The 21,400-nt window shown below is 33.7% G+C and carries 18 protein-coding genes and 2 pseudogenes; 13 read left to right on the top strand and 7 right to left on the bottom strand.

What is annotated here, in order from left to right; translation table 11 throughout:
* Positions 1–388: 388 nt before the first annotated feature.
* Positions 389–937 (top strand): zinc ribbon domain-containing protein, encoded by a 549-nt coding sequence (locus DFR85_RS21190; protein WP_110269983.1) that lies wholly within the window; start codon positions 389–391, stop codon positions 935–937.
* On the opposite strand, the gene DFR85_RS21185 is transcribed toward DFR85_RS21190, so the two are convergent.
* Positions 934–1,602, bottom strand: a complete 669-nt coding sequence (locus DFR85_RS21185; RefSeq protein ID WP_168367124.1) for a hypothetical protein — start codon at positions 1,600–1,602, stop codon at positions 934–936. The two genes, DFR85_RS21190 and DFR85_RS21185, sit on opposite strands and share 4 nt — an antisense overlap.
* Before the next feature lie 40 nt (positions 1,603–1,642).
* Here DFR85_RS21185 and DFR85_RS21180 point away from each other — a divergent pair, with 40 nt between their 5' ends.
* From DFR85_RS21180 to DFR85_RS21170, 3 genes are all read left to right on the top strand, one after another.
* Complete coding sequence (locus tag DFR85_RS21180) at positions 1,643–2,605, top strand: PP-loop family protein (protein WP_110269982.1); 963 nt, start codon at positions 1,643–1,645, stop codon at positions 2,603–2,605.
* Positions 2,592–3,050 carry a DNA primase noncatalytic subunit PriX gene (gene priX, locus DFR85_RS21175; RefSeq protein WP_110269981.1) on the top strand — a complete coding sequence of 153 codons (459 nt, stop codon included), beginning with the start codon at positions 2,592–2,594 and terminating at the stop codon, positions 3,048–3,050. Before DFR85_RS21180 ends, priX begins: the two co-directional genes overlap by 14 nt.
* A gap of 90 nt (positions 3,051–3,140) precedes the next feature.
* Entirely contained in the window at positions 3,141–3,371 is a 231-nt protein-coding gene (locus DFR85_RS21170; RefSeq protein WP_110269980.1) for a hypothetical protein, read from the top strand.
* Positions 3,372–3,466: 95 nt separating this feature from the next.
* On the opposite strand, the gene DFR85_RS21165 is transcribed toward DFR85_RS21170, so the two are convergent.
* Both DFR85_RS21165 and DFR85_RS21160 read right to left on the bottom strand, forming a co-directional pair.
* Positions 3,467–3,889, bottom strand: coding sequence for a hypothetical protein (locus DFR85_RS21165; protein ID WP_168367123.1), 423 nt, complete (start codon positions 3,887–3,889; stop codon positions 3,467–3,469).
* 94 nt (positions 3,890–3,983) lie between these two features.
* Entirely contained in the window at positions 3,984–4,307 is a 324-nt protein-coding gene (locus DFR85_RS21160) for a hypothetical protein (protein ID WP_110269978.1), read from the bottom strand.
* Between the two features lie 34 nt (positions 4,308–4,341).
* Here DFR85_RS21160 and DFR85_RS21155 point away from each other — a divergent pair, with 34 nt between their 5' ends.
* A complete protein-coding gene (locus DFR85_RS21155) occupies positions 4,342–5,610 on the top strand; it encodes a M20/M25/M40 family metallo-hydrolase (protein WP_168367122.1) in 1,269 nt (422 codons plus the stop codon).
* Here DFR85_RS21155 and DFR85_RS21150 read toward each other — a convergent pair.
* Entirely contained in the window at positions 5,596–6,612 is a 1,017-nt protein-coding gene (locus tag DFR85_RS21150) for a pyridoxal-phosphate dependent enzyme (protein ID WP_110269976.1), read from the bottom strand. The genes DFR85_RS21155 and DFR85_RS21150 overlap by 15 nt on opposite strands.
* 27 nt (positions 6,613–6,639) lie before the next feature.
* Here DFR85_RS21150 and DFR85_RS21145 point away from each other — a divergent pair, with 27 nt between their 5' ends.
* From DFR85_RS21145 to DFR85_RS21135, 3 genes and pseudogenes are all read left to right on the top strand, one after another.
* Entirely contained in the window at positions 6,640–8,625 is a 1,986-nt protein-coding gene (locus tag DFR85_RS21145) for an acetate--CoA ligase family protein (RefSeq protein WP_168367121.1), read from the top strand.
* 197 nt (positions 8,626–8,822) lie between these two features.
* Positions 8,823–9,712, top strand: a pseudogene (locus DFR85_RS21140) (hypothetical protein).
* Between the two features lie 131 nt (positions 9,713–9,843).
* The gene (locus tag DFR85_RS21135; protein WP_110269975.1) at positions 9,844–11,073 is read left to right on the top strand and encodes an NAD(P)/FAD-dependent oxidoreductase; all 1,230 of its coding nucleotides are present in this window, start codon (positions 9,844–9,846) and stop codon (positions 11,071–11,073) included.
* 87 nt (positions 11,074–11,160) lie between these two features.
* Here the strand turns inward: DFR85_RS21135 and DFR85_RS21130 are convergent, their stop codons facing one another.
* Positions 11,161–12,930, bottom strand: coding sequence for a chloride channel protein (locus tag DFR85_RS21130; RefSeq protein ID WP_110269974.1), 1,770 nt, complete (start codon positions 12,928–12,930; stop codon positions 11,161–11,163).
* 268 nt (positions 12,931–13,198) lie between these two features.
* Between DFR85_RS21130 and DFR85_RS21125 the strand changes: the two genes are divergently transcribed.
* Positions 13,199–14,104, top strand: a complete 906-nt coding sequence (locus DFR85_RS21125; RefSeq protein ID WP_246253027.1) for an APC family permease — start codon at positions 13,199–13,201, stop codon at positions 14,102–14,104.
* 51 nt (positions 14,105–14,155) lie between these two features.
* Here the strand turns inward: DFR85_RS21125 and DFR85_RS21120 are convergent.
* Positions 14,156–15,197: pseudogene (locus DFR85_RS21120) on the bottom strand (IS110 family RNA-guided transposase).
* Positions 15,198–15,736: 539 nt separating this feature from the next.
* On the opposite strand from DFR85_RS21120, the gene DFR85_RS21115 reads away from it, so the two are divergent.
* From DFR85_RS21115 to DFR85_RS21105, 3 genes are all read left to right on the top strand, one after another.
* Positions 15,737–16,942 carry an RNA-guided endonuclease InsQ/TnpB family protein gene (locus tag DFR85_RS21115; protein ID WP_110269973.1) on the top strand — a complete coding sequence of 402 codons (1,206 nt, stop codon included), beginning with the start codon at positions 15,737–15,739 and terminating at the stop codon, positions 16,940–16,942.
* Between the two features lie 27 nt (positions 16,943–16,969).
* Entirely contained in the window at positions 16,970–17,602 is a 633-nt protein-coding gene (locus DFR85_RS21110) for an APC family permease (RefSeq protein ID WP_210433940.1), read from the top strand.
* A gap of 167 nt (positions 17,603–17,769) precedes the next feature.
* Entirely contained in the window at positions 17,770–18,930 is a 1,161-nt protein-coding gene (locus tag DFR85_RS21105; RefSeq protein WP_110269972.1) for an MFS transporter, read from the top strand.
* Positions 18,931–18,976: 46 nt separating this feature from the next.
* Here the strand turns inward: DFR85_RS21105 and DFR85_RS21100 are convergent, their stop codons facing one another.
* On the bottom strand, positions 18,977–19,816 hold the full coding sequence (locus DFR85_RS21100) for an undecaprenyl-diphosphate phosphatase (RefSeq protein ID WP_110269971.1): 840 nt from the start codon (positions 19,814–19,816) through the stop codon (positions 18,977–18,979).
* A gap of 162 nt (positions 19,817–19,978) precedes the next feature.
* On the opposite strand from DFR85_RS21100, the gene DFR85_RS21095 reads away from it, so the two are divergent.
* Positions 19,979–21,358 (top strand): MFS transporter, encoded by a 1,380-nt coding sequence (locus tag DFR85_RS21095; RefSeq protein WP_168367120.1) that lies wholly within the window; start codon positions 19,979–19,981, stop codon positions 21,356–21,358.
* Positions 21,359–21,400: the final 42 nt, after the last annotated feature.

The following is a 21,400-nucleotide window of genomic DNA, read 5'->3' as shown; positions in this document are numbered from 1 at the left end:
TTAAGTGTATTGCCTGATTTAAGGTATAAACATAAGAAGGTTAAAATTGTTATGTATTGTTAATCAAAGAAGGTAATATAACAAGCTACAGTTATTTAAACTCTTAATTATAAATACTCAAATTAAATTTTTCTTAAAAATTAACTTTTCAAGTAAACTTTGGAACTCTTAATACATAATGGACTATGGTGACTGAAGAATTCACTAAACTATAATTATGATGCTTTATGGTTTACTTCAATTATTCTCTAATGTTAAACTTACTTTTAATCAAACATCGAATTTAGAATTTACATTGAACTAGTGAGTACAGACTTAAGAGAATTCAGCTAGTCTACAAAGTACAATAATGAAAAATCTTTAAAATCCAGAAGGAAGTCCTACTTTCATGAATAAAAGCTTTCAAGGCGTCTATGTTAACCCTCAGCAAATAGCTTATTTTCTAGAAAATTGGTTTTCTTCTAAGGGTTATAAGACACAAGTTCTAGGTTCAGGAAGTTCTGTTATTGTACAAGCTAAAAAGGAAGGGTTTTTTAGAGCTTTAGTAGGTGCAGATAGAGCTTTCACGGTTAGATTAATGGGAGGACAAGGTTATTTAAACGTGGATATTGGAATGTCAAATTGGGTTAAGGCTGCAGATGCTACTGAAGACGTGATAACTGCGTTAGTTTTTTGGCCATTAGCAGCTTTTCAAGGTATAGAAGAGATCTATGATTTAAGAATAGAAGAAGACACAATGAAAGAAGTAGAAAGACTAATTATGTCTAGTCAACAGTTCCCTCAGCAATTTTCTTCTCAACCTTATCAATCATATCCTTATCCACAAACATATCCAGTTCCACAATCTCCTCAAATGACAAAGAGATGCCCAGCTTGTGGATATGAGAATCCCAGTAATGCTAGATTTTGCATGAACTGTGGATATAATTTAGCTTAAGATTTTTTTGAAAATCTTTTTAAGAATTCTAGATCTCCAGGAGAAGATAAAAGTACGGCGTCACAATAACCATCTAGTTCAGCTAACACATCATAAACTTTGTTTTCATCTATAGTGGGTTGAGTTATTTCCTTAATTATTTCTTTATTTTTTTCAGTTTTTACTATTATATACGGTATAACATTTCTTCTTAGAGTTTTTATTTTATCCTCGGAAAAGTGTAGCGCTAAGAAAAAATCTGCGTTGGATTCAATTCTTGCGGATATTTCGTTTTCTGATTTTCTTAAGCTTAACATCATGCCAGCTTTAATTCCAATGTTTTTTGCAATGTTAACTGCTTCCTCTGAAGATAAATAACCTACCTCTTTACCTATTTTTGGTTTATCACCCTTTGTGAACGCTATATCAAAATTGAAAGCTCTAGCCGTGTATGATAAAGAGTTAACAAATAATTCGTTCACGTCTAAAAGTCTTTGATTTACTATTATCCTCTTGTTATCTCCTAGCTCTTCTCTTATCATTACCCCAATTGAAGATGGTAAAACTGAAGGTAATCCTAAAGGAGAGTCTGGAATATCGAAACCATCAAAGGACTGCAAAGCGTTTATTTCACCTTTCAGTTTTTCCCTCTTAGATTTAGGATGTACCTCTGCTAAAATCTGCATGGTAACAAAGTCTTAATACCAGTATTTATATACTTTTCCTGTGAAATGCTCAAAGTGTGACGAAAAAGCTATTATAAAAATTCCATACGCTAATATTTATTTATGTAAAGAGCATTTTAACGAATGGTTTGAAAATAGATTCGAAAGAATAGTTAAAAAATACAAAATATTTGAGGGAAGCAAAAAAGTAGCAGTAGCAGTATCTGGAGGCAAAGATAGTACTACACTTCTTCATCTTTTGAATAAACTTTCAAAGAAATTAGGATTCGAGATATTTGGAATAACAATAGATCTTGGAATTGATATGGGTAAAGGTTATTCATCAAAAAGTGTAGAATTTGCTATTAAAAATTATGAGGCTCTAGGTGTAAGATATAGGATAGTTAAGCTTAATGAAGAATATGGATTTACAATAGACGAAGCTAAGCATAAAATAAGGAGGCCAATTTGTAGCACATGTGGTTTAACTAAAAGATATGTTTTAGACGAAGTGGCTAGTAAAGAAGGAGCGGATACTCTAGCTACAGCTCACAATTTAAACGATGTAGCACAATATGTTTTTATAGGATACTTTAATGGAGACGTAAATAGCTTAGCAAGATTAAGAGTAGTCTCTCCTGCAGAATTAGGTTACATAAAAAAGGTTAAGCCTTTGTTCTTAACTCCAGAGAAGGAAATAATGACGTATGCATTAATTAATAATATACCGTTTATTTATGATTCTTGTCCACATACTTTCAGGGTGGGCGGTCCAACACAAGATAAGATAAGAAGATCATTAGAAGAAATGGAAGACAAAATTCCTGGTTTTATGCTGAATTTAGTCCAAAATTTTGAAGATAAAATAAGACCATGGATAAACGATGTACCAAAGCTAACTTTAGGTAAATGTAAGATATGTGGAAGACCTACTAATAATGATAGGGATATATGCTCATTTTGTGCGATAAGGATAAAGCTTAATAAAATTTCTACAAATACTACAATTAATGGTTCAGAGTAAAAAGATAAAGATTTTGCTTAACTATCCTGACGATACTCCTGCTGGATACTCTATATATGACGGAATTTTTTCAAAAGTATATGATGAAAAGGGAGAATTACTCTTTGAGGTTAATGGATTATTTCCTCCCAGGATAACTACAAGAAACTATTCTTGGATAGAGAAAATATTAAATTCTGGGTTATCCGATGGAAGAAAAAGGTTCATATTATATGTGGCTTCAAGGTATCTAGTTAATGTAAAGAAAGTTGATGAAGAAGAAGCGTTAAAAGAACTGAAAGATTTTTACTATAAGAACGGTTCAGGAAAAATATATGATGCATGGTTAAGATCTGTAATAAGAGGAGTTCAGGAGAAAAAGCTTCTTCCTCCTTCTCTTAAAAATATTCAAGATAGAGATAAGGAATTATATGAAGAGATTACAAAGATTTTAGAAAAAAGATAATCTTGTAATATTCAACTAGTATTAGGTTAAAGAAACATATTCTAGTTTTTATGGTAAAAATTTATAACTAAGCTCGATATATCTAATCCTATGTCAGAAAAAGAAGAACAGAAAAAAGATAGTAAGTTATATAGCAGATTTACTTGGGTAGTAGTTGTAGGTCCTCTATTATTCTTCTTTGGCTTAACTATGTGGGTAGCAGATTTCTTAGAAGATTTTGGTCCTTGGAGAGAAGTTGTTCCAGTAATAATATTGTTTGCCGTAGCATTCTTCATAGCTGGTGTATTTTTGAGAAGTAAATTCGGAAGATTAATGTTGTGAATTACTCTAACGATGGGCTTCATGCTTCAAAGCTACATCTTGTCGACGGTAGAGCCCATAGGTACTAATGGTCTTTCAACCTATATAGGTAAATTCTATTTTCTTTGACCTATAATTATTGTATATGACGCTATACTTATTATAAATCCTAGTGACATCATGTAAGAGAATATATTGTTTGAAAAATCAGAGAACATAAAGAGTAATCCAGAAATTCCGGCAAGAATTATGGCTAATAGTCCTATAGAAGAAAAAATTACGATATTAGAGTTTTTTGACATAAAACTAAACGCTAGAATTATAAAGCCTAAAATAAGTAGAAGAAACCCAGACATCATATGTAACATAAAAATAGGTCCATAATTGAACATGAAACTCATCATATTCATAGCATTAAAAGACGAAGAAACTTGAGGAAATACTGCAAAAAGGTTTAACCACATACCATCTAAGAATTGGATCACTAGTATTGCAAGTATTACGTAACTAAGATAACTTATAGATCTGTATCGGTACATTATAAAATATAGTGAAAAGTAATATATAAGAACATCTAGAATATTTATTAACTTTTACGCTAGATTAATTAAAATTAAATAATTATTGAAAATATTAAGCGCTTTGCGTCTCTTTATCTTCCAATTTATCTAATAATTCGTCAACATATCTTTGTTCTCCATAAATCACTAAGTCATCAATGCTTTCTTCATAATATTTATCAATTATTTTCTTTACATTATCTACATTTCCAGTCAATATATCTACTACATCTCCGCCTTGTAATTTATCATCCTCAAAAATCGATATAGTCATGTTCTTATACATTTGTATCCTGAAAGCAGAAACAATTTTACCATCTTCCACCTTTTTATAAAGGTATACTAAGAGTAAAGGTTCAGTTAAAGAATGCCTTGTATATTCTGCGTATTTTATCATAAATTAATTAATCTTTATCTATAATAAAAACGTAATGGATTTGGAAGATCTTTACGAATTTCTAAAAATAGATACTACTTCTGCTAAGGGAAAAGGAGAGGAAGGTGCGAAATTTATCTTAGATTACATGAAAGACAATGGGATAGAAGCTGAACTTGTTAAACATAAGGCTATAAACCCATATATAATTGGAGAAATTGACGTCAATTCAAACAAAACTCTATTGATTTATAATCATTATGACGTGCAGCCGGTAGAACCTTTAGATAAATGGAACACTGATCCATTTAGACCAGTAGAAAAGGATGGAAAAATCTTCGCTAGAGGTATAGCAGACGACAAAGGCTCATTAATGGCAAGGTTGCAAGCTATAATAGAGCTTATGAAAGAAAGAAAACTAAAGATTAATATAAAATTTGTATACGAAGGAGTAGAAGAAATAGGAAGTCCTTACATTGAAGATTTCCTTAGTGATTATAAAGATAGGTTGAGCTCAAATTATGTTTTATGGGAAGGTTCTGGTAGAGGTCCAGACGATTCTCCAGAAATAGTATTAGGAGTTAAAGGGCTGCTTTATGTTGAGTTAAGAGTAAGGACCGAAAAAGATCTTCACTCAATGTATGCTCCTATAGTGAGAAATCCTGCATGGGAATTAGTGCACTTTTTAAACACATTAAGAACTCCTGAAGGTAAGGTGAATATTAAAGGATTTTACGATAAGGTTAAGTGGTTATCTAACGAGGAAAAGAAGTATCTAAAAGGAGATAAGAAAGGAATGGAAAAAGCACTAGGCCAGGAAGTCCCTGATGATTTTATGATAAGAGTAGTAGAAAATCCAACATGTAATATAGACGGTATTAATTCCGGATATACTGGAGAAGGGTCAAAAACTGTTATTCCTTCTTACGCTTTTGTAAAACTTGATTTCAGACTTGTGCCAGATCAAGATCCCATAGAAATACTAGATAAATTAAATTCAATAATTCCTAGTAATTTTGAAATTAAGGTTTTGGGAAAAGTCAAACCTTATAGAACGTCTTTAAAGAGCGAAATAGCTAAGGCTATTATAAATTCTGCCAAGAAAGTTTATGGCGAAGATCCTACTGTTCTTCCTAATAGTCCTGGTACAGGTCCAATGGAAGCTTTTGCTAGAATTTTAAATAACAATCAAATTGCTGATGGTGTAGGAGTAGACAATGCAGGATCAAATATACATTCGTTTAATGAAAATATAAACAAGGAGGATTATTTCAAAGCAAAAGAATGGATGAAAGAATTACTTTTTGAATTAGAGAATTTTTAATCCTGATCCTGTTAGAACTAGGACGTTTTTTTCTCCTTCTTTTCTTTTATCTTTTTTATATGCTGCAAGTGTAGTAGCAGAACTATACTCTACTAATAAACCTTTCCTAGCTAATTCCTTCCATGCGGTAAGTATTTCATCGTCTGAAACAACAATACAATCACCAAATCTTCTTATTACTTCTTCCATTTCTTGAAGGAGGAAAGGTTTGGTAGAAACTAATGCGTCAGCAATAGAGGTCACTTTTTCTGGAGGAGAGTAAAGAACTCCATTAATTTTTGAGCATAAAGGCATAACTTGTTCTGTTTGTATAGAGACTAGTCTAGGCATCTTTTCTATCATTCCGTTATTAAGAAGATGATTAAAGCCCTCATATACTCCTAAAAGTAGAGTTCCAGCAGAAGTGGGTAAATAAACACTGTCTGGAGTTTCCCAATTTAAATCTCTTACAATTTCATAGGCTAATGATCTTATTCCATCTCTAAATTGGGGTTGTAAGACGTGAGAGGCATAATAATATTCTGAACTTTCAGCAGCTTTTGCTACATCTTCTCTATTTCCTTCTATCTTGTTTACTTTTGCACCATAACTTTCTATCTGTTTTAATTTTCCACCACGTGCATTAGACGGTACAAATATTGCTACTTTCATTCCCGCTGCAGCTCCATATGCAGCTATAGAAGCTCCTGCGTTTCCTGAGGAATCTTCAGATATTTTCTTTATTCCCTTTTGTCTTAGAAAAGAAATTAGAGTTACAGATCCCCTATCTTTATATGAACCAGTTGGATTTAGGAAGTCTAGTTTATAATAAACGTTGCTTTTTATTGTTGGTGTATTCCACTCCCCTAAGCTTGTCCATTCGCTTATATAAGGAAAGTTTTCTCTAAGATTTTTTGAAAATGGGAAATCTATTTCTATTTTAAATGGTCCACCACATCTTTTACATCTTAATTCTAAACCTTCTCTTTCCTTATTGCAACGAGCGCAGACTTCTCTAAACATTTAAATGACCATTTCTTAAATTATGCTATGAGTTTAAATTATCTGTTTAGACCATCGTCAATAGCAGTAGTGGGAGCTTCAAGAAATAGAGAAAAGATTGGAAATATTATAACAAGAAATTTAATATCAACTTTTAGAGGGAAAATCTATCCGGTAAATAATAAAGCTACAGATAAGATAGAGGGATTAACAGCATATAAAACTTTGAAAGATATACCTGGAGATGTAGATCTAGCTATAATTTCTGTTCCTAGGCAATTTGCTATTTCCGTCATGGAGGATGCCATAGCTAAAGGAGTAAAATCAGCAATAGTGATAACTGCAGGATTTAAAGAAGTGGGAGGTGAAGGAGTAAAACTAGAAGAAGATCTTATAAATACTGCTAAAAAGGGAGGAATACGATTCTTAGGGCCAAATACTATGGGTATAGTTTCCCCCGATTACAATGGAACCTTTGCTTACGCAAATATCAATAGGGGGAACATAGCGTTAGTTGTTCAGAGCGGTGGAATAGGAGCTTATATGTTAGATTGGGCTCAAAGAACAAGAACAGGGATAAGTTTTCTTGTAAGTATGGGAAATCAAGCTGATGTAAAAGAATATGAAGTTATAGATTATTTATCAAAAGATCCTGAAACAAAGGCAATATTTGTCTATTTAGAAGGAGTTTCAGATGGAGAAAAATTTATTGACACATTACCAGACGCTACTCAAAGAAAACCAGTAATTTTCATAAAAGGAGGAGCTACATCTAAAGGTGCAGAAGCAGTAAAGACGCATACTGGAAGTTTAGCAGGTTCTTATGAAGTCTTTAGATCCGCAATAAAGACAGTAGGAGGAATATTTGTTGAAGATCTTAGCGACTTCTTAAACCTATCAAGATTTACAACGTCATCGGAACCAATTAGTGAGGATATACTTGTAGTGACAAATTCTGGAGGACATGGAGTTCTTACTTCTGACGCTATATCACGAAACAACCTCAATATGATAGAGATACCAGAAAGAATAAAGGATGACTTAAGGAAAATATTGCCTGATACCAGCTTACCTAAGAATCCACTTGATCTCTCTGGAGACGCTGGAAGAGATAGATATATGGAAGCGTTAAAAATTGTTCAAGATCTAAGTTGTACTAAACTGGTAATAGTTCAATCACTTCCTGTAGTTAGTGATAGTGAGGTAGCTAAGGTTTTACTTAATTTTAAGGGGAAAGGCATAGTAGGAGTTGTAATGGGAGTTGATGAAGATTCTGCTATGAGAATATTGGAATCTGCATCAATACCAGCTTTTAACATGCCTGAAAGTGCAGTAAGAGCTATTAGATATTTAACTACAAAGCCTAATCCTAGAAAGAAAATAAGAGTAGCCCAACCTATAAATTCTGCAGTAGAGATTGTAAAAGGTAAGCAGTTTCTTAAAGATTATGAGGCTCTCAAATTAATGGAAGTTTATGGAATTAGAACTCCAAAATGGGGAATAGCTGAAAGCGAAGATGAGGCGCAAAGAGTTGCAGATAATATAGGATATCCAGTTGTCATGAAAATCTCTGCAGATACTCCAGTACATAAAACTGAAATGAAAGGAGTTATAATGAACGTAGAAAAGGATCAGATAAAATCTACGTATAAAGATTTATCAAAAATTACAAAGAGGGTTATGATTCAAGAGCAATTGCCTGGACTAGAAATCTTTGTAGGTGGGCTAAAAGATCCAGTATTCGGACATACTGTATTGGTAGGGAGCGGAGGAATATATGTCGAAGTATTAAAAAATGTAAGCTATGGTTTAGCTCCAGTATATGAAGACGAAGCATTAGAGATGCTTCAGGAAAGTAAGGTTCATGATATGCTTAATGCAAGAAAAAGGAACTATGACGAAGGTTCCTTAATTAGGACAATAGTTTCAGTTTCTAGGTTACTAGTGGATCTTAACGTTAAGGAGATGGATATAAATCCCTTAATAGTAAATGAAAAAGGAGCTTATGCAGTAGACGTTAGAGTAGTATTTTAATAATTTTTTCATAATATTTGTTTAATATGGTGGTATCTATCTTTTATTTAATTTTCATGTTCTTCTTACTTTATAGGATAGATTTATTTTAATATAAAATGATAAATCAATTGTATCTTTTAATTCTTTTCATTTCTAACATTATAATCATCTAAATAGAAAAATTTATATATTTAGGGTAACCCTAAAATATTATTATGATATCGATAGAAGAGTTGCTTAACCCATCAAGTGGGCTAACATTAAGTACTATATTACTTTTTTCATACATTCTAGGATTATTACACGGTGCTACGCCAGATGAACATACATGGCCAATTACCTTCAGCTACGCCATAGGTAAGTATTCTACTAAGAAAGGCATGAAAGCAGGATTCTTGTTCTCTTTAGGATTTACAATACAAAGGGCATTTTTAACAACTTTAGGATTCCTTGGATTAGCTGCTATATATAAAGAATACAATCTTGATGGTCCAGTGTATTTCATTGTAGGAATTGTAATGGCAATAGCAGGCAGTTATATACTACACGGAAGATATATTCATCTCCTATAGATAGACTTCTAGGAAGAAATGAAAACGAAGATATAAGAGATGTTCCATTAAAGATGACTATAGTTCATGGCTTAATTGCAGGTTTCGGTTTTGGAGCATATGCTACAATTATAACATTCATATTAGCACCCCAAGTTCCTGGTCTAATATATGCACCTTTACCTGGGTTAATGTTTGGTTTAGGCACAATGACTATGCAAATAATCTTTGGAGGAATGTTTGCAAATATTATGAAATTGAAAAAATTAAACGAAGACGAAATGAGGATAATTGCAGGGAAAAGTGCTGGAAGAACTCTTTATTATGGAGGTTTGGCGTTTGTAATAGTTGGTTTACTAATAATAGCATTCCCTATAATAGATAATTTTTCGATTTCAACTGGTAATCCGATACCTAATTTAGACGCTATAAATATAGGATTCCTTCTAGTGGTTTCTGTTGTAGGTCTAATAGGTATATCAAGTATAATAATGAGTTTTAGGGAAGTAGAAAAAAGAAGAAAACAAAATAAGCCATTAAAGAAGGTCTTGTAAATATAGTATTTTTAATAATGATAATTTATTTTATAAATGTGATTGAATTGAAATAAATATTTTAGAAATTTATATGTTTTTTATAAAAAAGGTTTTTAAAGTATGAAGAACAATAGATATTTTGATATAAAATGACTAAGGTTTTAGTTATAGGAGGAAGATTCGGAGCTTTGACGCCTGCATATACGCTAAAAAGATTAGTGGGAAGTAAAGCTGATATAAAACTCATTAATGAAAGTAGGTATAGCTGGTTAAGGCTTGACATGCCGCATGTTTCTATAGGAGTTAAAGATGTTGATGAATGGAAATTAGATTTATCTGAAGCTTTACCTCAAAAAGGAATAGCTTTCGAAGAAGGAAAAATAACAAAAGTGGATGCAAAAAACAATAAAGTTATTTATGTAAAGCCCGATGGTTCAACAGAAGAGGAAGATTATGATTACCTAATAGTTGGAATAGGAGCTAGGTTAGCTCCAGAACTCATAAAAGGATTTGATGCTTATGGATATAGTGTTTGTGAGCCAGATTATGCCGTAAAACTAAGAGACAGATTAAGGCAATTTAAAGGTGGAAACGTAACCATAGGTTCTGGATACTTTTACCAGGGAAGAAATCCAAGACCTAAGGTTCCTGAAAATCTAGCACCGTTTTCTGATGCTGCATGCGAAGGGCCAGTATTTGAAATGTCATTAATGTTACATGGTTACTTTAAGAAAATGGGAATATTAGATAAAGTAAAAATGACTGTGTACTCTCCGGGTGAATATTTATCTGATTTATCTTCTGCAGCCAGGAAAGCAGTGGGGGAAATGTATAAACAAATGGGCATAACTTTAATAAATAATTTTAAAGTAGAGAAAATAACAGAACACGAAGTTATTGACGAAAAGGGAAATAGTATTCCCTCAGATTTGAGTTTAATTTTACCACCTTACGTTGGTAATCCAGCGTTAAAGAATTCTACTCCAGATCTAGTTGATGATGGAGGATTCATACCAACAGATCTAAATATGGTATCATTAAAATATGATAATATATACGCTTCTGGAGACGCAAATGCAATGACAGTTCCTAAATTAGCTTATCTAGCAGTAAAGACTGGAAGAATAGCCGCTGAACATTTAGCTACTAGATTAGGTGTACCTACAAAGATAGAGACATATGTTCCTGCAGTAGTATGCATAGCCGATGATCCATTAGAGGGATACGGAGTAGCAGTACATGATGAAACATTCTATGGCGGAACTAGATCAGATGCAGTTCCATCTCCTACAAATTCATTGAAAAAAGAATTGTTTGTAAAATATTTCATGTGGTCTAAGGGAGACATAGCGTTAGAGAAGTTTATGGGAGAATGGTAAATCAAAGCTTTTTAATATTTTTTAATTTTAATTCTTTCATGATTTAATATAGTTGAGTTAATATAATTTTTAAATAATGCAGTTAATTTATGAATTATACTCTTCGTTATTTTCACTTTTTCCTTTTATTTTCATTACTTCTTTCTCATATCTATCAAGTAAAGATTCTACAGTAACAACACCTTTTAATTTACCGTTTTCGACAACGGCAACCCATCTTGATTTAGTTCTACTTATAACTTCCCATGCGTCTTCTAAATTAGCATTAGGTGACACATAAGGTACACCTCTAATAGTGTAATTTATTACTTCTCCTTTCTTATCTGCTATATCTCTGTAATATACTATACCTATAAACGTATTATTCTTGTCTACTACTGGTAAGGATAAGTAACCTTCTTCTTCCATTCTTTTACTTACCTCTTTTATATCGTCAGTGGAATAAGCCTTTAATTCTGTAAGGGGACATTCATCAATTTTTATACTTAGCATTACAGGTATTTCGTATTCACTTTTATGTGCTGGAGAATCTTTTCTTGTAGGATATTGGGCAGGATAAAGTGTATATTTCCCAGTTATAACATATGCTAGAGCCACAGCTATCATTTCTCCAGGTAATAGTTGAAGGGAGCTTGTCATTTCAGTAATTATTATCATTACTGAAATTGGAGCTTTAGCCGGTCCTCCAAACATTGTAAGCATTCCTATTACTACGAAAGGAGCAACGTAAGGGACTAGGGATGGTAATAAATTATGGAAAATCATTCCTACGCCTGCTCCTATAAAAGCTCCTATTTCGAACGCTGGTGCCTCTATTCCTCCTGATCCTCCGGATCCAATAGTTAATGAGGACGAAACCATTTTGGCTATAGCTAAAATAAATAAAAATATTATTATTGGTATTCCATAAGTTTTTATAGGACTAAAATTTCCAAATTCTAAAATATCATCCCAACCATATCCAGTTCCTATGACTTCTGGAAATATTAATATCAATCCGCCTGTAATTAATCCTCCGATAGCTGGTTTAAATATACTTTTTATTTTCATTTTTTTAAAGAAAGCTGAAATACTCTTATATATTTTTACAAACAAAATAGATAAAATTCCTATTATAATTCCTAATAACGCATATAGCGGTAATCTTAGAGGTGAGAAATGAAATGGATAAATTCCAAATAATGGCTCAAAACCTACAACTGAGCCATATATAGAGTATGCTGTAGCAGAGGCTATCATTGATGGCAAGATTACGTCTGGTTCTAAATCTCTTCTATAAAGTATTTCTGCTGAAAGTAGGGCTCCGCCTATAGGGGCTTTAAATATTGAACCTACGCCTGCTCCTATTCCTACAGCTACTGCTTTTCTTGTATCCTCAGGAGTCAGTCCGAAGTATTGAGAAATAACTGAACCTAAACCTCCTCCTATAAGTCCCATAGGACCTAAATCTCCTGCGCTTCCACCGCTTCCCAATATAAAAGTAGAAGAGAAAAGCTCTACAAAAGGTACCCTTTTTCTTATTTTACCTTGGAGTTTATGATAAGATTCAATAGCAAAGTCTACACCTCCACCTGCAGTTTCTGGAGATAATTTATAGATAAGAATGCCAGAAATTAATCCGCCTAATCCTACAATTAATGGAAAGAAAATGAATCTTCCAGAAACAAAAGTATAATTTAAATTCCCTCCTTCTCCAAGTGGTTTAGGTATTGTAGTTTGTAAAATATCTTTCAAAAAAATAGTTTCCAAAAAATTAAGTAGTAGTGTAAATGAAATGGAGAATACGCCTATGAGAATTCCTATAATAAAACCTAAAAATATCCATTTCTCAAAGTAAGGCCATGAGGATATCTTCATAGATAATAACAATTAATTATAGAAAAAAAACTCTATCTTGCTTGACTGAAAATATGTAATAATATTATTAATTATACTTTAATTAATCTGTCTTTTTAAAAGTTTTTAATTATAGCGTTAATATAATGAACATATGCTATTAGTATATTATTCTCCTACGTAAATCATCATTGTTATTTCATAATACCATTCAAAATATATAAGTAATTAAAAACTGTATACATTAGTGTATAGTAGATTTTTAAACCAAATAATAGTTTCACCTTATATGGAGAAAAAAATAGGTTCTTTAAGAAAGGAACTTAATTTGATAAACCTTATTTTAATAGGGATATCGGGTGCTGTAGGGACTGGAGTACTATTTAGTTCAGCAGGTATGGCAGCTGTGGCTGGTCCGGCTATAGTAATATCATGGTTATTAGGAGGAATTTTTTACTTATTTATAGGTCTTACATACGTTCAGCTTGGAACTAATTTTCCAGAAGCCGGAGGTCCATCCAGATATCCATTATATTCACATGGTAGGGTTACTAATATGATAAATGCGTTTTCTGATTTAATTTGGTATTTATTTATTCCTCCCATTGAAGCATTGGCTGTAGTTGAGGGACTCAATTATTTTACTACTGGATATAACATTGTCCTTATTAATAGTTCTGGCGCTCCAACTACACTAGGAGCTCTTTTAGGAGTATCATTTATGCTTCTTTTTATTCCATTTAATTACTTTTCGGTAAAATTCTTTGGAAAATCCACAACTGCCTTTGGAACTATAAAAATGATTCTGTATTTAGCAGTACTTTTTGGATTTCTAATTTATTTATTTCATTATCAGAATTTTACTGCGTATGGTGGATTTTCTCCATTTGGATTTGCAGGTATATTTTCTGCTATACCATTAGCAATGTTTGCATTTGGTGGAATAAGGGTAATTCCAGATTATGCGGAAGAAACTAAAGATCATAAAGTGCTAGGTAAGGCTATACTCTATACGGTTTTAGGACAAACAACTATTTACGTTGCCTTCGCAATAGCTTTTATAGCTTCCTTAGACTGGAGCGGTCTAGGAATATCTATAGGAAACTGGGGAGCTTTAAGTAATCTTGCAGGAAATCCATTTATCTTAACAAGGGGGCGTTCAGTAATAAATATTTTGGTTGAACTTCAAGCATAATGTCAACTAAGATTGCCACGTGTACCTTTCAATCCACGTGGCGATTTATGGTCACTTAGGCTCATAAGGCTTATTATTATACCAAACACTCCAAACTATTCTAGCCAATTTCCTGGCTAAAGCAGTGTACAACTTCTTTCCCTTCAACTTTTCCTTATGGTTCTCGTAAAATTCTAGTAATGTAGGATTACGAGAGTAATTCATCTCAGCGAGGAAGTAGAACAAGCTGCGCAAGTACTTATTACCCTTCTTCGATATTCCCTTACAGTAGCTTTACCGCTCCTCTCAACTATTGGGTCTAAACCGCAGTAGGCTACGAAGGACTCAGGGTTAGGAAAGCGTTTAATGTCTCCAACAATGCCTATTATTATTCCCGAAGAAAGTTTCCCTATTCCCGGTATAGTTAATAGAACGTGATTTTCAGACTGTGATTGTATCATTTTCTCTACTTCTTTTATTTTCTCGCTTGTTTCCAGTAGTGCTTTAGATAATACTTCGATTTCTTCAAGTACGATCTTTGTTCCAAGTTGTATAATTGTATTTTGAAGTTTCCTTTAGAGAATTCTTCAAGCATTTCCTTGCTTATTTTTTCCTCGTCACTTAGGAATAGTGCTCTTTTTACCCTGTTCTTGTACTTTACTTTCAACTTTTAGGAAGACGTATAGTGTTACTAGTTCTTTCAATGGGTTGTAGTTGTACTCCTTTGCCTTGTTTGCCATGTTTATTAGTTTTTGTGCGTCGTAAAAATCTGTTTTCTTTCCTCTCAAGTCCTTCTCCTTCCATAGTATATTTGGGCTTACTTGTAGTATCTTGATCCCTTTTTCCTTGAAGTATTGACATGGTTTTATTGATGCTCCTGTCGGTTCGACCACTATTGTGTTTAGTTTCACTTTTAGTATTTCTTCATAACCCTTCTTGTTGTGTAGACCCTCCCCTCACTCGATACTAGATGATCTTTTGATATGTCTATTCCTAGGATCCCTACCTCTTTATCACACCTATATCCGTGCATATTATCACAATGTTCAGTCCGATGGTAGGGGTTTGTCACGCCCCCGTTCGAAGACTTTGCTTCAGTCAAAGGGTCGACCATGTTTCCCAGTTGGAGAGTATTACTCTCCCCAACTAATTAATCTATATAGGTTCAAAGGGGGCGGAAGACTCCATCCGTAAGGGTGGAGATGGATAGGCTCCACATGCTTTGCCTCTAACATGGCTAGGCGATAGCTTGAAGAGCCGAGGAAACCACTCGATAGAGGTTAACTTTAGGACCTTCACTTTGTATGTGTAATACTCTTTTTCTGATTCTTGAATTTTTCTATAATACGCGTTGTATTGTTAATTTTGTTAGGAGATAGTGCGAACTAACTATGAGAACGTCCCCTTAAATTTTTGCACGCTCCTACTCGGGATGTTGTCCCACATGTTAGATCGCGGGGACGTATAGCCAGCCTATCCAACGGGGTTTTATCCCCATGCCCACTTTCGGCTTGTGTTATTTTCTTGTTCTCTTTATAAAAGTTTTACTCTTGTAAAGCTTGTCTTCTTGTTTAGGAGTGTTGTTCGTGAAAATCGCCGTAGGAGCCCCCTTTGTAGTTACATTTAAATGCGTATTTTTCAAATATCCTATTAATGCCAGACGTAGGGTTACGCTTCAGAGCGTACACTAACGAACAAACATTGAGGGCGTTAAAAGCCCAGTTGAGGTTAGCGTCAGAAGTATACAACACCCTACGTTGGGCAGACATCTATTTTCATGAAAGAGATGGAAAAGGACTCACTAAGACGGAGTTGAGGCAACTAGCTCTCGATCTGAGAAAACAGGATGAACAATATCAACATCTATATTCCCAAACACTGCAGCAGATTGCAGACAGATTCTACGACGCTAGACAGAGGTTCTTCGATGGGTTAGCACGTTTCCCAAAGGAAAAGAAAGCACACAAGTGGTACTCCCTCGTCTACCCTCAATCAGGTTGGAAAGTCCTGAAGGTGAGAGAAATAAGGACGAAGAGCAAGAAGAACAAGAAGAAGGTAATAACGCTTCAGCTGTCAAACCTAGGGATCTTCAACGTTATTGTTCATAGGGACTTCCCGCTAGACAAGGTAAAGAGGGTAGTAATCAAGTTAACATCATCAGGGAGAGTGTACATTACTTTCGTTGTGGATCAAGAGTATCCTCAACTCCCCAAGACAAACAAAGTTGTTGCTGTGGACGTTGGTGTAGAGAAACTTCTCACTACCTCTGACGGGGAATATGTCCCCAACCAGAGACCTTACGAGAAGGCACTCAATAAGATGAAGAGGCTTCATAAAGCTCTTTCAAGGAAGAAGTTCTTGTCACACAACTGGTTTAAGGCAAAGATTCGTCTAGCGAGGGCTCACGAACACTTGAAGAACCTTAGGAAGGACATGTACATGAAACTTGGTAAGTATTTTGCTGAGCATTATGATGTTCTCGTAATGGAGGATATTCATGTTAAGCAACTTGTTGGTAAGTCTCTCAGAAGGCTGAGGATGAGGTTACACGATGTTGCTATTCATGAGCTTAGGAGTGTCATGGAGTATCAACTTGGGAAGTATGGTAAGAAACTCACTCTAGTGGATCCTGCTTTTACTTCAATGACTTGTGCTAGGTGCGGACATATTAAGAAAGATTTGACGTTGGCTGATCGTGTGTTTGTCTGTCCGAAGTGCGGTTGGGTCGCTGATCGTGATTATAATGCTTCCCTCAACATCCTAAGAAGATCGGGGTCGGAACGACCCTTAGTGCCTGTGGAGCTGAGACCTCTACCTTTGGCAAGCCTCGGCTTTGAAGCAGGAAGCCACGTCCGTTAGGGCGCGGTAGTTCACTCATTACTAGTTTTGACTGCAATAATAGGCATAATAGGTCCTTTTGTTACTGGTTACATTTACCAAGGGGGAGGAATAAGGGTATTATTTTCTATGAGTAGATCTAATTATGTTTCTGATAAGATTCAAGAATTAAATAAATACTCTGTCCCATTGTGGTCCCTAATAGTTTTCGTCATAATCGGAGCTATAGTAGCTTATATAGCCGCTCCTCTACCAACTATTTATAATCTAATAAGCGATTCTGTAGTAGCTGGATACATAGGTTTTTCCGCAAATCCAGTTGCTATGCAATCCTTAATTTCCAAAGGTAAGATAAAATCTGTAATACCATTTTCAAGTATAGTTTCAGTATTGGCTTTCATTTTTGCGTCTTTAATAATATATTGGAGCGGATGGCCATCAGTACCTTATGCTGTTTTATTGTTGGCAATAGCGTCTACTGTTTTTTCAGTAGTTTATAAGGTAAAAGAAGACGTAAGAAATTCTCTTTGGTACATATTTTTCATAGGTTTTCTTACTCTAATGACGTACATAGGAGATAATGGAGCTTTAGCTATATTGAATTTCTACGAGGCTTCTGCAATATCTGCTATAGGTTCTTTGATTTTCTACTTCTGGGGAGTAAAATCAGCTAAATTATAATTTTTCTGTATATTTTACGCTAAAGAAAATTTTTCATCGTTTGCGAATCTATAAAGCGAAATCCCTAATTATAGAATAATATAATGCTTTGAGTCTTTTAATTTTGATTAGACTATTAATATTGTTTTTAAGAAAAATTTAAATAGGTAACATTGTTACCTATACTTATGAATAACAAGAATCTCTCTTTTTTAGAAGCACTTCTAATTATAGTTCCTATGACCTTTGCTATTAGGGCATCAAATAATATGCTAATAACTACAATACCTTTAATTGCAAGGTATGATTTTTTGTTTAACAATACAGAAATAGGACTTATATCTGCCTTAATTTCACTAGGCACATTTATAACCAGCGGAATAATTAATGCAAGACTAAAATCTCCTGTTAGAAGGAAAATCTTTATAGCGTCATCAATTTCGTACGCTATAGTGTTACCGTTGTTTTACTTGTCTTCTCCTCTTTTAATTTGGCTGTTTTCAGCTTTAGCAGGAATTTCATTAGGTGCCATAATGCCAAATATAATAAACGCAGCAGGCTTATTAAAGGATAGAAAAGCTAGAGAAAGATTATTGTCAATATATACGTTGGCATTAAGTATAAGTTTAGTTGCAGGTCCAGCTATAGAATCCCTTATTTTAAGATATTACGTTTTGAAAACGGTGTTCTTATGGTTTGAGCCATTTGCAATTTTGGGTGCTATTCTTTCCTTTTTCATACAGTTTCCTGAAGAGAAAAATGTAGCAAAAACGTCAATAAAGGTATTTTCTAATCCTGGATTTAAAGTAGCTGTAATAAATATATTATCTTATAATATTCCATTTGCAGCATTCACGGCATTTGCAGGAGTTTACGCAAAACAAGCTTTTGGGATAAGTTATTCTCAAGTTACAGCATTATTCTCTTTATTCTTCTTAACGTCATTTATTGCTAGGTTATATTTATCTATAAGACCCGCTCAATTAATTTCGAGATTTACAACATTTTCAATATTAACTACCGCAGTAGGTTTATCAATAATAGCGTTAACAAAAAGTTTTCCACTATTTCTATTAGCATTATTTATTTTAGGATTCCCTCACGGAATTACTTATCCCATGTCCGTAATATCCATTAGTAGGACTTTCACTCCGGAAAACAGAAACGCAGCAAATAGTCAATTCTTTGCAATAATGATGCTAATAGGTGTTGTAACTCCTACCGTTGCTGGATTTATAGCTCAAGTTATTGGTATAAGGTTAATGTTCGGAGTTCTTATCCCTGTTGTTCTCTTCTTGCTAGGTTTGCTAAGGAGATATGTAAAGGCTGTAGATGAAGTATCAACTTAACCTCATCGTTTTTATAAAAAAACTATTACCTTTCTTAACATACAAGTTAGCCTAATCCAGTTATAGAACTTATTATCCCGCTAATTAACGCTAATGCACCTAATGTAAACACTATTAACAATATTCTATTACTTCTCGCAAATCTAAGCAAAGCACTTATTAGGAATATGCTTACTATAGTGGCAACGATTATAGATATACCTAATGCTCCAAAACTGATAAGGTGTAAAGTAGTTTCTACTGTATGTTTAGAGAAAATCAAAGTTACACCTATTGCTCCTAAAGCTGCAGGAATAAGTTCTATGAAAGATAATCTAAAAGCTTCCTCTGGTTTAACTCCCAAAAGTAGTAATGCAGAAGTAGTCATCCCTGATCTACTTACGCCTGGTAATGCTGCTAGACCTTGAGCAAATCCTACTATTGCAAAGTCTTTTATAGTGAGATCCTTTAAGGATTTCCTAGGTATATAAGATTTCCTTGAAAAATATATTACTATTCCATCAGTTATTAAAATAAGTCCTAAAATCGACATGGGAATCCCAATAACTGGTCCCTTAATGAGATTTATAATAAATAGATAAATTGGAACTCCCATTATTCCAGTAATAATTGTTGATATTACTACGTATTTTAATAAAACTACATCTTCTTCAGTTCCCTTTCCTATTAGCGCTATAATAACTCTATAAATTTCTCTTCTAAAATATATTATAGCAGCAAAAATTGTACCAATTTCCATGAATAGACCAAATACGTATCCCTCAGAAAATCCTAGACCTAGAATAAAAGTGGAAGCTAATAAAATTTGAGTTTTACTACTTATAGGAATCCATTCGCTTATTCCCTGAATTAGTCCTAAGATAATTCCTAAGATTAACGCGTCCATAAGTATTCTAATTTAGAATTTTATAAAAATCTTTCGTATTTTTATCTATATAATCTATATAGTACTACATATTAGACTAAATATTATTTTCATTATATATATCTATATAGATAATAGTCGAAAATACATATATATTTACAATAAAATTTAGCTTGAACTAAAATGAACAGTCCATTTAAACCTTTAGACGATAAGAAACTAGGTTGGTTTCATTTAAAATCAATGATAACTACAGGGATGGGGGTTTTTACTGATGGATACGATTTATCATCAATAGGTATAGTACTATTAACAGTACTTTCAACTTTTGGAATAACAAAAACTAGTCCTTCTTATACTTTGTACACCTCTTTGATAAGCGGTTCAGCACTAATAGGTGCAGCGATTGGAGCTATTATATTTGGAATTCTAGCAAACAAAGGAAGAAAGACGTTTTATGGAATAGATGTATCATTAATGACTATAGGCGCGTTTCTTCAAGCCTTCGTTTCTTCTCCAGTAGAGTTAATAATTGTAAGATTTTTACTAGGACTTGGTGTAGGCGCAGATTACGTTCTTTCACCAATGATAATGGCTGAGCATTCCAATGCTAAAGACAGAGGAAAAATAATAGCATTAGGTTTTGGATTATTCTGGGGATTTGGAGCTACTACTGCTGCACTAATATACTTAGGTCTTTCAGCATTGGGATTAAGTCCTATGATTGTTTGGAAAATAGTTCTAGCAGCAGGTGCAATACCAGCAGTCTCTGTAATATACTTAAGAAGAAAGATTCCAGAAACTGCAAGATTCTTAGGGAGAATTAAAGGTGATATGGAAGGATTAAGAAATGTAGTAAAACAAGTTTCAGGAAATACTATTGATATAACTTCAAATTTGAAAGATACTAATTCATTCTCTTTTTACTTTGCTAAATACTGGAGACAATTCTTAGCTGCTTGCATATTATGGTTCCTCTTTGATATTGTATCTTATTCTGGAATATTATTTGGTCCATCATTAATAGCATCTAGTTTAGGAGTAAATTCTGGAGTATTCCAATTAATAATGGAAGGAGCTTTCGTAGTACCTGGTGGTATAATTGCCTTATCATTAATAGATAGGGCTGGGAGAAAGCCATTACAGGTCTTAGGCTTTATAGGAATGGCATTATCTCTACTAGCATTCGCTGCATATAAAGACTTAGCAGGATTAGCTTTCTCTCCTGTTTTAGCTTTAATATTATATGGCGGAATGAATTTAGCACAACAAGCAGGACCTGGATCTATAAGTGCTTCTGGAATGTTGGGTGTAGAATTAGCACCTACTAAGGTGAGAGGTACAGTACAAGCATTAACTGTGACCTCTGGAAGAATAGGAGCAAGTTTAACTGCTTTCGTATTTCCAGCATTGTTTAAAGCTTATGGTGAATCTTTTGCTGTGGGGTTTTTAGGGGCGTTAGCAATAGTAGCAGCAATAATAACCTTAGCACTAATTCCTGAGACTAAGGATAGACCTCTAGAAGTATCGTCTAAGGAAGTAGAAGAACTACAAACGCAATAATTTTTAATATTTTATTATCCTTTAAAAGACAAATCTTTTTGA

Source organism: Acidianus brierleyi, from assembly GCF_003201835.2.
Lineage (GTDB): Archaea > Thermoproteota > Thermoprotei_A > Sulfolobales > Sulfolobaceae > Aramenus > Aramenus brierleyi.
Note: the sequence above shows the minus strand (reverse complement) of the source record. Positions and strands in the feature narration are given on the sequence as shown.